Annotated in this window: 14 protein-coding genes and 1 pseudogene; 4 read left to right on the forward strand and 11 right to left on the reverse strand. The window is 69.1% G+C overall.

The annotated features are described in order from the left end of the window. Positions 1-140 precede the first annotated feature (140 nt). The gene (locus MFF64_RS20035) at positions 141-1,130 is read right to left on the reverse strand and encodes an ABC transporter substrate-binding protein (RefSeq protein ID WP_238192194.1); all 990 of its coding nucleotides are present in this window, start codon (positions 1,128-1,130) and stop codon (positions 141-143) included. A 392-nt stretch (positions 1,131-1,522) separates the two neighbouring features. Between MFF64_RS20035 and MFF64_RS20040 the strand changes: the two genes are divergently transcribed. Both MFF64_RS20040 and MFF64_RS20045 read left to right on the forward strand, forming a co-directional pair. Further along, the gene (locus MFF64_RS20040; RefSeq protein WP_099907505.1) at positions 1,523-2,293 is read left to right on the forward strand and encodes a glucose 1-dehydrogenase; all 771 of its coding nucleotides are present in this window, start codon (positions 1,523-1,525) and stop codon (positions 2,291-2,293) included. 191 nt (positions 2,294-2,484) lie between these two features. Continuing rightward, entirely contained in the window at positions 2,485-4,161 is a 1,677-nt protein-coding gene (locus MFF64_RS20045; protein WP_099907507.1) for an acyl-CoA dehydrogenase family protein, read from the forward strand. Between the two features lie 85 nt (positions 4,162-4,246). Here the strand turns inward: MFF64_RS20045 and MFF64_RS20050 are convergent, their stop codons facing one another. Continuing rightward, complete coding sequence (locus tag MFF64_RS20050; RefSeq protein ID WP_165795855.1) at positions 4,247-4,423, reverse strand: hypothetical protein; 177 nt, start codon at positions 4,421-4,423, stop codon at positions 4,247-4,249. A gap of 129 nt (positions 4,424-4,552) precedes the next feature. On the opposite strand from MFF64_RS20050, the gene MFF64_RS20055 reads away from it, so the two are divergent. Together MFF64_RS20055 and MFF64_RS20060 are read left to right on the forward strand one after the other, a co-directional pair. Beyond that, positions 4,553-5,809, forward strand: a complete 1,257-nt coding sequence (locus tag MFF64_RS20055; RefSeq protein ID WP_099907508.1) for a glycosyltransferase family 4 protein — start codon at positions 4,553-4,555, stop codon at positions 5,807-5,809. Positions 5,810-5,854: 45 nt separating this feature from the next. Then, positions 5,855-7,312: a DegQ family serine endoprotease gene (locus tag MFF64_RS20060; RefSeq protein WP_099907517.1), complete on the forward strand. Its 1,458-nt coding sequence runs from the start codon at positions 5,855-5,857 to the stop codon at positions 7,310-7,312. An 80-nt stretch (positions 7,313-7,392) separates the two neighbouring features. On the opposite strand, the gene MFF64_RS20065 is transcribed toward MFF64_RS20060, so the two are convergent. The 9 genes and pseudogenes from MFF64_RS20065 to flbT form a co-directional block, all read right to left on the reverse strand. Next, complete coding sequence (locus tag MFF64_RS20065) at positions 7,393-7,839, reverse strand: hypothetical protein (protein WP_099907510.1); 447 nt, start codon at positions 7,837-7,839, stop codon at positions 7,393-7,395. Continuing rightward, a complete protein-coding gene (locus MFF64_RS20070; protein WP_099907512.1) occupies positions 7,836-8,171 on the reverse strand; it encodes a flagellar protein FlgN in 336 nt (111 codons plus the stop codon). Before MFF64_RS20070 ends, MFF64_RS20065 begins: the two co-directional genes overlap by 4 nt. A 5-nt stretch (positions 8,172-8,176) precedes the next feature. Next, the gene (locus MFF64_RS20075) at positions 8,177-8,647 is read right to left on the reverse strand and encodes a rod-binding protein (protein ID WP_099907513.1); all 471 of its coding nucleotides are present in this window, start codon (positions 8,645-8,647) and stop codon (positions 8,177-8,179) included. 50 nt (positions 8,648-8,697) lie between these two features. Beyond that, the gene (locus MFF64_RS20080; protein WP_099907515.1) at positions 8,698-9,114 is read right to left on the reverse strand and encodes a hypothetical protein; all 417 of its coding nucleotides are present in this window, start codon (positions 9,112-9,114) and stop codon (positions 8,698-8,700) included. Further along, on the reverse strand, positions 9,114-9,869 hold the full coding sequence (fliR, locus tag MFF64_RS20085) for a flagellar biosynthesis protein FliR (protein WP_238192196.1): 756 nt from the start codon (positions 9,867-9,869) through the stop codon (positions 9,114-9,116). Before fliR ends, MFF64_RS20080 begins: the two co-directional genes overlap by 1 nt. After that, positions 9,866-11,953, reverse strand: a complete 2,088-nt coding sequence (flhA, locus tag MFF64_RS20090; protein WP_238192198.1) for a flagellar biosynthesis protein FlhA — start codon at positions 11,951-11,953, stop codon at positions 9,866-9,868. The genes fliR and flhA overlap by 4 nt, the downstream gene beginning before the upstream one ends. 234 nt (positions 11,954-12,187) lie before the next feature. Further along, positions 12,188-12,454, reverse strand: coding sequence for a flagellar biosynthetic protein FliQ (locus MFF64_RS20095; RefSeq protein ID WP_099905115.1), 267 nt, complete (start codon positions 12,452-12,454; stop codon positions 12,188-12,190). Positions 12,455-12,496: 42 nt separating this feature from the next. Then, positions 12,497-12,916, reverse strand: a complete 420-nt coding sequence (gene flgD, locus MFF64_RS20100) for a flagellar hook assembly protein FlgD (protein ID WP_099905117.1) — start codon at positions 12,914-12,916, stop codon at positions 12,497-12,499. Between the two features lie 153 nt (positions 12,917-13,069). Beyond that, positions 13,070-13,456: pseudogene (flbT, locus tag MFF64_RS20105) on the reverse strand (flagellar biosynthesis repressor FlbT); the annotation flags it as partial. Between the last annotated feature and the right edge of the window lies 1 nt (position 13,457).

Below are 13,457 nucleotides of genomic sequence, written 5' to 3' on the forward strand. Positions count from 1 at the left end.
CCGGACAGGTGAGGATCGCGAGCCATCCTCGACCCCACGACGCGTCGCTGGACGGCACTGGTGCAGTCGATGTTGCAATCCGATCGAACGCTGCCCGAGCATCCACGCGCAGATTCCAGACATCCGAGACGATCCGGCGCTTATTCGAAAACCTCACTCGCCTGCATGAGGATCGCTTCTGGAAGCGAAATTCCTAACAATTTGGCGGTTTGCATGTTTGCCGTTAGATTGATGATGTCGGGCGTCTGAACAGGCAATGCGTTGATTGTCTCACCTTGCAGGATGCGATGAATGTAATGTGCGGCCCGGGAGTATATGCTCACTTCATCTACGCCGTAGGAGATCAGGCCGCCACTGGCAGTGATATGGCGGTTGTAAGACATTGTCGGAACTTTGTGCTCTCGTGTCAGTGAATTAATCAGAAATCTATTATTCGTATTAAAACTGTCGTTCATCAGCACGATCCCACCCTGTCTCTGACGGACAGCCTTGATGGCAGCAGCGATATCCTTCTCATCGAAAACAGCGAGTGTGTCGGGCTCGATATCGAATTTGTGCGCCGCCAGCTTGAAGGGTTCGATATACGATTTCGAATAGGGTGCGGTTTTGGGATTATACATGATGGCAATATAGGACATGCCCGGCACAACGTCTTTCAGGATCTCGACCCATTTCGCGCACAGAGTCGGGTCTGTGTTGACGAAGCCCGTCGCGTTCCTGTCAGGGCGTGCGAAATGTGTCACGAATCCGCTTCCAACGGGATCCGATACGCTGACGAACACGACCGGGATGTCCTTGGTTTCCGCGAGGATAGCTGCTGTGGCCGGTGTGGTCGCGGATAAGATGACGTCAGGGCGCCGTCCGACCGTCTCCCTCGCGTGGATTTTCATGAGGTCCATATTTCCCGACGCGGATTTGAGAAATATGTCCGTGTTGCTCCGGCTGTGATTACCCAAGCTGAACAGCGTATTCGTGAAAGCGTCGATTCGCGGCTGGATCTCGGCATCGTTGGGGGCGTAGGCCGTGATGACCCCGATTTGCCAAGTTCCCGGCCTAGATCGGCTCTCGGCCGTCGTCGAGCGCAGGAATAGGAATGTCCCCAGGAGGGATATGCATTCGCGCCTTCGCACGGCACCGCTCCCTGTCGAAGGGCTGGGCTAAAGCAAACAACAATCCTATACTAGAAATAAAATCATATCAATCATGGGCTGACAAAGCATGGCTGCTCGGTGCCTGGCTGAGATGAGTGTGCGCAATGGGCGGCTAATCGTGGCATCGTCGTCCATGCTCGAAAGCCGAGAAGCTTGTCACCCTTGATAGAAACCGACGCGAAGCCGAGCCTGTACGGGTATGAGGCGTTGCGCGAGCGGGCGAAGCGCCCGCCCTGCGGCTCGGGGGCGCGGTCTGGACAGTCGGCGCTGCCACGGCCCGACGGCCTCGACTTCGGACTTGCGGGCGCGCCTCGGCCGCGCCACCCTGACCGGCCGCCCGGAAAGAGGCGGAGCAGGGGAGGAGGATCAGGATGCAACGTCTGGCCGGCAAGGTCGCCCTGGTCACGGGCGGCGCGCGGGGAATCGGGCTCGCGATCGCGCGGCGCTTCGCCCGCGAGGGCGCAGCGGCGGTGATCCTCGCCGATATCGATGGGGGAGAAGCCGAGCGGGTGGCGACGGAGAACCCCGCCTTCCATTCCTGCGCCCTCGACGTCACGAAGGACGAGGACTGGATCCGGGCCGTCGACCGCACGGTGGCCCGCCACGGCGGCCTCGACGTGCTGGTCAACAATGCGGGGATCGCGGTGGTCGGCACGATCGAGTCCGTCACCCTGGAGGACTGGCACCGCGTCCAGGCGATCAACGTCGACGGCACCTTCCTTGGCTGCCGCCACGCGGTGCGGGCGATGAAGCCGCCGGCCGGCCGCGGCGGATCGATCATCAACCTCTCCTCGGTCTCCGGCATCGTCGGCGGGCACAACCTCGCGGCCTACAACGCCTCGAAGGGGGCGGTGCGGCTCCTCACCAAGTCGGTCGCGCTGCACTGCGCGCGGCAGGCCTACGGGGTACGCTGCAACTCGATCCATCCCGGTTTCACCGAGACCGACATGCTGCGCGATCTGGCCAGCGGCAGCCGCTACACCCCGGAAGCCTTGTCCGAGCGCCTGCGCGCCTCGGTGCCCCTCGGCCGCAACGCCGCTGCCGAGGAGATCGCGGGGCTGGCCGCCTACCTCGCCTCGGACGAGGCCGGCTTCGTCACCGGGGCCGAGATGGTGATCGACGGTGGCGTCACGGCGCAATAGGCGTCCCTCACGAAACTCCCGATCACCGGCATCGTGCGCGCCGGCAGTGTCGGCGCAGCGGGAGTGTCGTGAGGCGCACTGATCGCCGCTGCCCAAAAAGTCGGACCGCAACGGCAGGCCGGCCCCTCTACAGGCCGGCGATTCGCCGCTATTTGTATGCGCTGCAGCAAAGTTGACCGGAGACCTGACCGATGTCCGCCCAGGCCGCCCCCGCCCCGACCGATCTCGTCACCCTCGCGCAGGAGGCGGGCCTCGCTGCGAAGGCGCTCGCCGCGGATGCCGCCCGGCGCGTGCGCGCCGGCCTTCTGGGAGCCGACGGGCGGCTCTCGCCCGAGCGCCTCGAGGCCGAGCAGCACGCCGCCCACGGCCTCGCCTGGCTCTCGACCTATGCCGAGGCGATCACCCAGCTCGGCGCTTACGCCGCCCACCTCGCCGGCCAGGGCCGCCTCGGCGAGACCGAGACGCTGCTCGTGCGCATTGGCCTCGGCGAGTACCTGGAGCAGCTCTTCGGTGGCATCCCGATGAGCCAGGGCGAGATGGTGCGCCCGACCTCGTCCCTCGGCCTGAAGGCCCAGGAGGTGGCGCGCCACCGCTCGGAGGCGGTCGAGACCCTGATCGCGGAGGGCAACACCGCCGGGAACCGCGCCGCCTTGGTGCGGCTGATCCGCGAGGGCCAGGGCAGCGCCACGGTGGGCGAGACCGGCCTCGATGAGGACATGGAGGCGATCCGCGCCGAGATGCGCCGCTTCGGCCAGGCCGAGGTCGCGCCCCACGCCCATGAGTGGCACCAGAAGAACGCCTACATCCCTCTTGAGATCATCGCCCAGATGGCCGAGCTCGGCGTGTTCGGGCTGACCATCCCGGAAGAGTATGGCGGGATGGGCCTGCCGAAGATCTCGATGTGCGTGGTCTCGGAGGAGTTGTCGCGGGCCTATATCGGCGTCGGCTCCCTCGGCACCCGCTCGGAGATTGCCGCCGAACTGATCTTGGGGGGCGGCACCGAGGAGCAGAAGAGCCGCTTCCTGCCGAAGATCGCCTCCGGCGACATCCTGCCGACCGCCGTCTTCACCGAGCCGAATACCGGCTCGGACCTAGCGTCGCTGCGCACCAAGGCGGTGAAGGAGGGCGATACCTGGCGGATCAGCGGCAACAAGACCTGGATCACTCACCCGGTCCGCGCCGACCTGATGACCGTGCTGGTGCGCACCAAGCCCGAGGAGCCGGGCCACAAGGGTCTGTCGCTGCTGCTCGGCGAGAAGCCCCGCGGCACCGACGAGGATCCGTTCCCGGTCGAGGGCCTGTCGGGCGGCGAGATCGAGGTGCTCGGCTATCGCGGCATGAAGGAGTACGAGCTCGCCTTCGACGGATTCAAGGTGCCGGACGCGAATCTCCTCGGCGGCGTCGAGGGCAAGGGCTTCGCCCAGCTGATGCAGACCTTCGAATCGGCCCGCATCCAGACCGCGGCCCGCGCCGTCGGCGTCGCCCAATCGGCCCTCGATGTCGGCCTGCGCTACGCCGAGGAGCGGGTGCAGTTCGGCAAGCCCCTGGTCTCCTTCCCGCGGGTCGCCGACAAGCTCGCCATGATGGCGGTGGAGATCAATATCGCCCGCCAGCTCACCTACTTCGCCGCGCACCAGAAGGACGAGGGCAAGCGCTGCGACCTGGAGGCCGGCATGGCGAAGCTGCTGGCCGCCCGCGTCGCCTGGGCCGCGGCCGACAACGCCCTGCAGATCCACGGCGGCAACGGCTTCGCACTGGAATATCCGGTGAGCCGCCTGCTCTGCGACGCCCGCATCCTCTCGATTTTCGAGGGTGCGGCGGAGATCCAGGCCCAGGTCATCGCCCGACGGCTGCTCGAGGTGCAGTAGACGCCAGGTGCTGTCGGGGCCAAGACATGAGGAGCGCCGCGCGGATTGACCCCCGCGCCGCTCCTCTTTCTGCTCGTCGTTCAGGCTACTTCGTGATCTTCACCGAGACCGGGTCGCTCGACGGGAAGGTCTCCTCGAGCCCCTCGTCGAGGCGCTCGTTGAGCTTGCCCTGCTGGTTCTCGGGCCGCGCCTTGTCCTCCGGCGAGGCGCTGTCGCGGCGGAAGCCGGGCTGGTCCTGATTCGGGGTTTGGGTGTCGCTCATCGGGGCTTCCTCGTTCGGTGGCGGTCTGCCCGGCTAACGCGCGGGGCCAGGGCCTGTTGCGTCCGCGGCGCGTTTAACGGGACGGTGGCGCCTCGCCGGCTAGGGTCGCGGCGTGAGAGGGCCCGTCCCATGCATGTCGGCATCCTGACGAATTTCGCGACGCCGAAAGGCGGCGCCGAGAAGGTCGCGATCGAATCCGCGCGCGGCCTCGCCGAGGCTGGAATCGCCGTCACCCTGATTCACGGGGTCGACGGGCCCGCCGACCCGATGCTCGACCATCCCGACATCCGCCGGATCGGCCTCGGCCTCACCGACGTGTGGGAGCGGCCGGCCTGGCGCGGCGCGGTCGAGGGGATCTGGAACCGGGAGGCGGCGCGGCGCCTCGATGCTGCGCTCGCGGCCCTGCCGGCGCGGCCCGACGTCCTGCACCTGCACCAATGGACCCGCTCGCTCTCGCCTGCCGTCTTCTCCGTGCTGGCGCGCAGCGGCTCAGCCGTGGCCGTGACCCTGCACGACTACTTCCTCGCCTGCCCGAACGGCGTGTATTACCGGTTCGACCGGGCCGAGCCCTGCGCGTTGCGGCCGCTCTCGGCCGGCTGCCTCGCGGCGTCCTGCGATCCGCAATCGCGGGCGCACAAGGCGGTGCGGCTGGCCCGCTCCGTCGTGCAATCGGCCGCGATCGCCCGGGGCTTCTCCCGCCGCCCGCTCGACCTCGTCCACGTCTCCGATGGCAGCCGGGCGCGGCTCGAACCGCTGCTTGGAAGCCGGCGCTTCCGCCATCACCGGATCGACAACCCGGTGCGGGTCGACCGCGCCGCCCCGGCCGATCCGGCCTCCGGCGACGCGCTCGCCTTCGTCGGCCGCTTCACCCGCGAGAAGGGCGCCGACCTCGTGGCGCAGGCGGCCCATCAAGCAGGTCTGCCGTCCCTGTTCGTCGGCGACGGCCCGCTCGCGGCGGAGTTGCGCACCGTGCCGGGAACCGAGGTGGTCGGCTGGCGCGCGCCGGCGGAGGTCGAGGCACTGCTGCGCCGCCGGGCCCGCGCCGTGGTGGCGCCGGCGCGCTGGCTCGAGACCGGCCCGCTGACGATCTACGAAGCCCTGGCCGCCGGCATCCCGGCCATCGCGTCCGACCGGGCCGGCGCCGGGGAGAAGATCCGCGAGGCCGAGACCGGCTTCGTCGCCGCGCCCGAGGTCGCAGCGCTCGCCGAGGTCTTCGGCCGGTTGAAGGACGATGCCCTGGTGCGCCGTCTCGGCCAGGCGGCCCACGGGCGCTACTGGGCCGCTCCGATGACCCTCGACGTCCATGCGAGCGCGCTCCGCGACCTCTATGCCGGGATGACCGGTGCGGCCGAGGCGCCATCTTTTCAGCGCAGTGCTGTCATGTGAGAGAGCATCCAGACCGCGAACCCGATTTTCCGGAGCCGAATGCCGATGCGCCGACCGACGACCTCCCTGCTGCTCGCCGCGCTCCTCCTCGGGGTCGCCCAATCGGCGGCCGCGCAGGCCGAGTCGGTGCCGCCTTTCCGCGCCCTGCAGGACAACCGGGCCGTGCCCGAATCCAAGGCGCAGGTGCAGCTCTCCTTCGCGCCGCTGGTCAAGCGCGCGGCGCCCTCCGTGGTCAACGTCTACGGCACCCATGTCGAGAAGCGCGCCGCCAATCGCGGCGCGATGGACGAGTTCCTGCGCCGCTTCTTCGGCGATGCCGGCCCGAACCTGCCGCAGGAGCGCGCGCAGCGCTCCCTCGGCTCGGGCGTGATCGTCGACGCCTCGGGGCTGATCGTCACCAACAACCACGTCATCGAGAACATGAACGAGGTGAAGGTCGCGCTGAACGACCGGCGCGAGTTCGAGGCGCAGATCCTGCTCCGCGATCCCCGCACCGACCTCGCCATCCTGAAGATCAAGAGCCCGAGCGGCGGCCTCACGCCGATGGAGATCGGCGATTCCGAGCACCTGCAGGTCGGCGACTTCGTGATCGCCATCGGCAACCCGTTCGGCGTCGGCCAGACGGTGACGCAGGGCATCGTCTCGGCGCTCGCCCGCACCCAGGTCGGCTCGGCTGACTACCAGTTCTTCATCCAGACCGACGCGGCGATCAACCCGGGCAATTCGGGTGGCGCGCTCGTCGACCTCAGCGGCGGCCTCGTCGGGATCAACACCGCGATCTACTCGCAATCCGGCGGCAGCCACGGCATCGGCTTTGCCATCCCCGCCAGCATGGTCAAGGCGGTGGTGGAGACCGCCAAGGGCGGCGCCCGCACGGTGCGCCGGCCCTGGCTCGGCGCGCGCCTGCAGCACGTGACCCCGGACATCGCCGACAGCGTCGGCCTCGACCACCCGACCGGGGTGCTGGTGGCCTCGATGCAGCCGAAGAGCCCGGCCGAGGAGGCGGGCCTGAAGCGCGGCGACGTGATCCTGGCGGTGGACGGCCAGTCCGTCGACGACCCGGAGGCCTTCGGCTACCGCTTCGCGCTCAAGGGCATCAAGGGCGAGACCAAGCTCACGGTCCTGCGCGGCGCCACCCGCACGACGGTGCCGGTGCGCCTCGGCCCCGCGCCGGAGACCCGCCCGCGCGACACCCTGAAGGTGAAGACCCGCTCGCCCTTCCTCGGCGCCACCGCGGTCAACCTGTCGCCGGCGGTGGCCGAGGACCTTCAGCTCGACCTGCCGGCGCAGGCGCAGGGCGACGGCGTCATCATCGCCGAGGTCGAGAGCGGCACCCTCGCCAACCGGGCCGGCCTCCAGAAGGGCGACCTCGTGCTGGCGGTGAACGGCGCCCCGGTGACCTCGACCAAGGACCTGGAGCGCATGACCCGCAGTCCCGCCTCGATGTGGGAGGTGACGATCAGCCGGGGCGGGCAGCAGTTGACGTCGGTGTTCGGGGGATAGGGCGCTGACCTGTCCCCGTTTCCGACACTCCCCGTTCCGGGCCCGGAACGGGGGAGGGGATTTTCAGGGGGTGTCGGCCTCTACGACCGCACTTCCCGCTTCGCCACGAAGTTGATCTCGTCCACCAGCACGTCCTTGACGACGTCGCCGCCCAGGCGCTCGTTGACCTTCGACCGCACCTCGGCCAGCCGCTTGGTGATGTCGTATTTCGCCAGGCGGCGGAAATCGAGGGCCGTGTCGCCGTAGATCTGGCGGAAAGCCTCATCGACCACGAAGGCGTTGGGCGGCACCGGCAGGGTGTGCATCAGCTTGGCGTCGGCGGTGAAGACCAGCACGGCGATGACGTAGCCCTGCACCTTCCCGTCGGCGATCATCGGGATGTTGATCGGCGCGAGCTTCTGGTACTGCAAGCCTTCCAGGTAGGGCTCGGTCTTCTTGGAGAAGATGCCGCCGCCGAAGGTCACTGCGCCGTAGCACGACGCGATGGTGACGGCGCAGATCCACAGGCCGGTGATCAGGATCTTCATGACCGGAGGTTCGCCCGCGCCGAGTAGGTGCCGTCGGATTCCGCAGCCAGGGCGACCTGCGCCAGGGTGTCGTCGATCTCCTCCAGCGCGCGCAGGTGCAGGGCGACGACCTGCTGGTTGCGGGCGAGCTTGTCGCGCAGACGCGCGAGGTGGATCGCCACGGTGGTGTCGAGCGCCGCGACGTCGAGGCCGCGGGTGAGGCGGGTGAGTTCGAGGAGCCCCTGGCTCTTGCGGCGGTTGAGGCCGTCGAGGTCGACCGCTCGTCGCGCCTCCAGCGCCTCGGTCTCCTCCTCGACGACAGCTTCGAGCCGCTTGATGCAGGCGAGCAGCATGGCCGTCACACCTTGGCCGCGGGATTGGCGGCGTCCGCAGGCGCGGCGGGGGCGGCCGGGTGGGCGGCGTTCAGCATCTTGGCGATGCCGATGCCGCCGGCCTTGGCGATCTGGGTGCCGATCTGCTCGGCCAGCATCGACTTCCAGATGCCGCCGGCATTGCCCTTGCCGTACACGGTCTCGGACTTCTCCGGCATCATCGCCTCGACGAATTGCTGCAGCACCAGCCCCTCGAACTTCTTGTAGGGGTCGCTGCCGGCGCCGGTCAGCGCGGTCTGGTTCTGCAGGTTCATGAGGGCGCCGCGGGCATCGAGCGGCATGTGGGTCGACAGCCCGACGTCGCGCGCCGCATCGGCGAAGGCGGTGGCGCCGGCGCTGCCCGGCTGCGACAGCTTGGCGGCGGCCTCCTGATAACGCGACGGATCGGCGGCCCGGGCCACGTCGAGCACGATGTCGGAGGGCGGGGAGATGCTCATCAGCGGGCGGGTCCGGATCTTTTGGTAAACGGGGTCTTAGCGGGTCTGGCTTACGGGAGGCTTGCGTCGGGACGGGCCGGGAGTCTTGCCGCCAGGCCGTCGAGACGGTCGAGGTCGTCGCGCTTGTCCGCGTCGCGGCGGTGATCGTCGGCCCGGCGCTCGGCCAAGGCCTCGGCGCGCTTCTGGGCGAGGCCTCGTTCGCGCACCGCCGCGGCTTGCGCGGCGGCCTCCGCCTCGACCGCGGTGGCTTCCGCCGCGAGCCCGCGCAGGCGCTTCGCCGTAGCCTCGAGCAGCATCGGGCCGTGATCGGAGGAGGCCAATGCCGCGAGGAGCCGGGCCCGGTCGGCCTCGATCGCCGCGGCGCGCTCTCGCGTCGCCACCAGCTCGATCTCCGCCGCGCGGCGCATCTGCTCCTGCACGGTGACGAGGCGCCTCGCGCGCTTCAGCCGGTCGCCGGTGCTGGCCATCAGCCGCGCTGCAGCCAGGACGCGTAGCCGAGGAGGAACTGCGTCATGAACTCGCCCGCGAGATAGTAGAGCATCAGGAGGCCGCCGAACATCACGAACGGCGTGGCGACGAAGTAGACGGGAATCGTCGGCGTGAGCTTGTTGACGAAGCCCGCCGCCAGGTTGACCAGGATCGCGTAGATGATGAACGGCGCGGTGATGCGCAGGCCCAGCATGAAGGCGCTCGCGACCTGGTCGACGATCCGGGTCAGCATGACCTGGCTGCCGACGCCCTCGCCGGGCGGGATGCGGGCATAGGATTCGACGAGGCCGCGAAACAGCTCCCAGTGCAGGTCGGCGGCGAAGAGGAGCGCCGTCGCGGTGAGCAGGATCAGTCCTTCCACCGCCGGCACCGGGTCGGTGCCCTCGACCGGCGAGCCCGGCATGCCGCCGAAGCCCACCATGGTCGAGGTCGCGTTCATCACCGTCTCCAGCACCAGGATGAAGACCCGGCCGAGGAAGCCGATCATCAGACCGGTCAGGGTCTCGCTGACGATCCAGGCCAGCGTCTGGGTCGGGACCTGACCGGCGAGACGCGGCTCGAATTGCGGCACGATCAGGGGCGCGATGGCGAGGGAGACGGCCCCGGCGATCAGGAGGCGCACCTGCTGCGGCACCCGGGGGCTGGAGAAGCCCGGCACCACCAGGAGGCAGCCGCCGACCCGGCAGAAGATCAGGAAGACGGCGAGGAAGCTGTCCGGCCCGATTCCCGTCACGAGACGGTGCCCAGCGACTTGATCTCGACGCCGCGGGCGATCTCAAGGTGCGAGAGCACCGGCAGGGTCGGGAAGATCCGCTCGATGATCATCCGCACGTAGGGCCGGGCGTCCGGGGCGGTGACGAGGGCGAAGCCGTGCACCTCCCGCATCCGGGCGCGGATCGCCTCCGAGGCCTCGGTGCCGAACTGCTCGACGAGGCGCGGGTCGATGTCGAACTCCACCACCTCGCCCTTGGCGTCGCGCTTCAGGCTCTGGTGGAACGACAGGTCCCAGCTCGCGCCGAGGCGCAGCACGTTGAGCACGCCGTTCTCGGCGAGGTCGCCACAGATCTGCTGCGCCATGCGCATCCGCACGTGCTCGGCGATCTGCTCGGCCCGGCGCGCATGCGGCGTGATCTCCGCCACCGCCTCCAGGATCAGGTGCAGGTTGCGGATCGAGACCCGCTCGGCGAGCAGCAGCTTGAGCACCGCCTGCAGGCCGGAGTAGGAAATCTGCGACGGGCAGATCTCGTCGAGCAGGCGCTTGTACTCGGGATCGAGCCGGTCGAGCAGGCCGCGCATGTCCTTGTAGGAGAGGAATTGCGGCAGGTTGTTGCGGATCACCTCGGAGAGGTGGGTGAGCAGCACCGAGGCGCCGTCGATCGGCTCGAAGCCGCCGCGGCGGACCTCGCCGGCATAGGCATCCATCACCCACAGCGCCTTCAGGCCGAAGGCGGGCTCGCGCACCTCGTCGCTCGGCACGTCGGGCTTCGGGCCGTCGCCGACCACAACCAGCATCTCCCCGGGGCGGATCTCCTGGGCGGCCGCCACGGTGCCGTGGATCAGGATCTGGTAGCTCTTCGGCGGCAGCGCGAGGTTGTCCGAGACCTTGATGTCCGGCACCACGAAGCCGTACTGGCGGGCGAACTTGCGCCGCATCTTGGCGACGCGGTGGCCGAGCTCGGCCTGCGAGGCCTGGATCTGCGAGGCGGCCTGGCGGCCGAGGCAGAGTTCGATCTCCGGGGTCTTGAGCGACTCCTTGACCGAATCCTTCTCCTTCGTCTCGGCCTGCTTCACGGCGTCCTCGGCCTTGGCCTTGGCGTCGGCCGCCGCCGCCTGGGCCTGGAGGCGGCGCGGGATGGTGCGGGCGACGAAGAACAGGAGGCCGCTCAGGGCCACGAAGGGCAGGAAGGGCAGGCCCGGCACCAGGGCGAACACGCCCATCAGGGCGGCGGCCACCAGCAGCGCCCGGGGATAGGCGCCGAGCTGGCCGATCACCGCCTGCTCCGCGGTGCCCCGCGTGCCGCCCTTCGAGACGAGGAGGCCGGCGGCCAGCGAGACGATCAGGGCCGGGATCTGCGAGACCAGGCCATCGCCGACCGAGAGCTTGGTGAAGATGTCGGCGGCGGCGCCGAGCGGCATGCCGTGCCGCGTCGTGCCGATGATGATGCCGCCGAAGACGTTGACCGCGATGGTGATGAGCGAGGCCACCGCCTCGCCGCGCACGAATTTCGAGGCGCCGTCCATCGAGCCGAAGAACGCGCTCTCCTCCTCGAGTTCCCGGCGGCGGCGCTGCGCTTCCTTGTCGTCGATCAGCCCGGCATTGAGATCGGCGTCGATCGCCATCTGCTTGCCGGGGATCGCGTCGAGGGTGAAGCGGGCGCCGACCTCGGCGATGCGGGTCGCGCCCTTGGTGATGACCAGGAAGTTGACGGTGATCAGGATCAGGAACACCACGATCCCGATCACGAAGTCGCCGCTCATCACGAACTGCGAGAAGCCCTGGATGACGTGGCCGGCGGCGTCCACGCCCTTCTGGCCGTTGGCCAGGATCAGCCGCGTCGTCGCGATGCCGAGGGCCAGGCGCAGAAGCGTGGCGATCAGCAGCACGGTCGGGAAGGACGAGAATTCGAGCGGCTTCTGGATCCAGAGCGCCACCATCAGGATCAGCACCGACAGGGCGATCGAGAAGGCGAGCCCGATATCGATGAGCACCGCCGGCACCGGCAGGAACAGCACCGCCAGGATCGCCACGATGCCGGCCGCGAAGCCGAAATCCCGCCGCGACTTGCGCTCGACTGCCAGCGCCGCGCCCACCGCCATGACCCCACCACCCTCCGCGAAGGATTTTTCGGGGAAGGGTGTGCCACGGCTAGCTTGCGCGGGGGTTGGGGACGGAGGCCTCGGCCGGCACCACCGGCCCATCGGGGTGCGTCCGGTCAGCCCGGCGGATGATCCTCCGAAGGAGACGATTCCTGCATCGTCGTTCCGGGGCCACGACGCGGAGCCCGCGATGACTTGGCGGGTTTCAACCTCGTCGGAGCCAACCGAGGAATTCTAGAACCCCGTCGCGATCCGCCCGTACGCCGCCTCCGCGAAGGCGTGGATCTGCGAGCCGACGAAGGTGCCGGTGACGAGGAGGACGAGCAGGATCACCACGATCTTCGGCACGAAGGTCAGGGTGACCTCCTGGATCTGGGTGAGCGCCTGCAAGAGTGCCACCGCGATGCCGACCAGCATCGCGGCGCCGACCGCGGGGCCCGCGGCGACGATCACCGTCCAGATCGCCGCGCGGACGAGTTCGAGGGCGTCGACCTCGTTCATGGGGACCTCATGGGGAACGCATGGGGGCTCTGGAACGCCGCCCTACTGTATCACGACGCCGGAGGTCAGCAGCACCTCCTGGCCGCTGGTCAGCCGCGCGAGGGCCCCGTCGCTCGTCACCCGCACGGACTGGACGGTTCCGGTCAGGGTGCCGTCGGCCGAGGTCAGGGTGCGGCCGATCACCGTGTCGGCCTGGTCGAGGAAGCTCGAAGAGAGCAGCGAATCGAGCTTCTGGTTGGTCTTCGTCGCCTGCTCGACCTGCGAGAAGGTGGCGAGCTGGCCGACATACTCGGTCGAGTCCATCGGCTTCGTCGGGTCCTGGTTCTTGAGCTGCGCCATCAGCAGCGTCAGGAAGGTGTCCGAGTTCAGCTTGGCGGCGAAGGAGCTGCCGGCCTTGGCGGCGGCCGCGGTCGCGGCGGTCCCGGTGGTCGCGGTGGCGCTGGCGGTGCTGTCGACGGTCATTCAGGCCTCCGGGTCTCGGGCGGGCAGGGCGGTGGCAGCGGGCCGGCGGCCCGCGGCCGGGGGCCGCACGGCCGCGCGCTCGCGGGGCCGGTCGGGGCCGCGGGGGCGGCGGGCCAGTGCGCTCAGGCTCGGGCTCGGGCCCCGCGCGGGGGGCGCTTCCCCGGCCTTCATCAGGGCGGCCTCGAGGGGGTAGAGCCCGCGGATCAGCTTCAGGGCCTCGAACAGGCGGCCGTTCTCGACCAGGGCATGGGAGGCTGAGAGCCCCTCGTGCAGGGCCGCCTCGCCGCTCGCCGCCAAAAGGCCGTCGCGGATGCCGTCGTAGAGCGCCCGCGCCGCCGCGGACTGGCCGGGATCGATCAGCATGGTCTGGGCGGCGAAGTAGAGCTGGCGGAGCGGCGTCGTCGCGTCCTCGGCCTGCAGCACGTGGCTCTCGAGCAGGAAGGTCGCGTCGTTCATGAGCTCGATCGCCACCTTGCGGTCGACCCGCAGCACGGCGCCGTTGATGTAGATCCGCTCCCCGGCGCGCAGCGACAGGCGCATG

Origin of the sequence: Methylobacterium frigidaeris (assembly GCF_022179185.1) — a bacterium.
Classification (GTDB): domain Bacteria; phylum Pseudomonadota; class Alphaproteobacteria; order Rhizobiales; family Beijerinckiaceae; genus Methylobacterium; species Methylobacterium frigidaeris.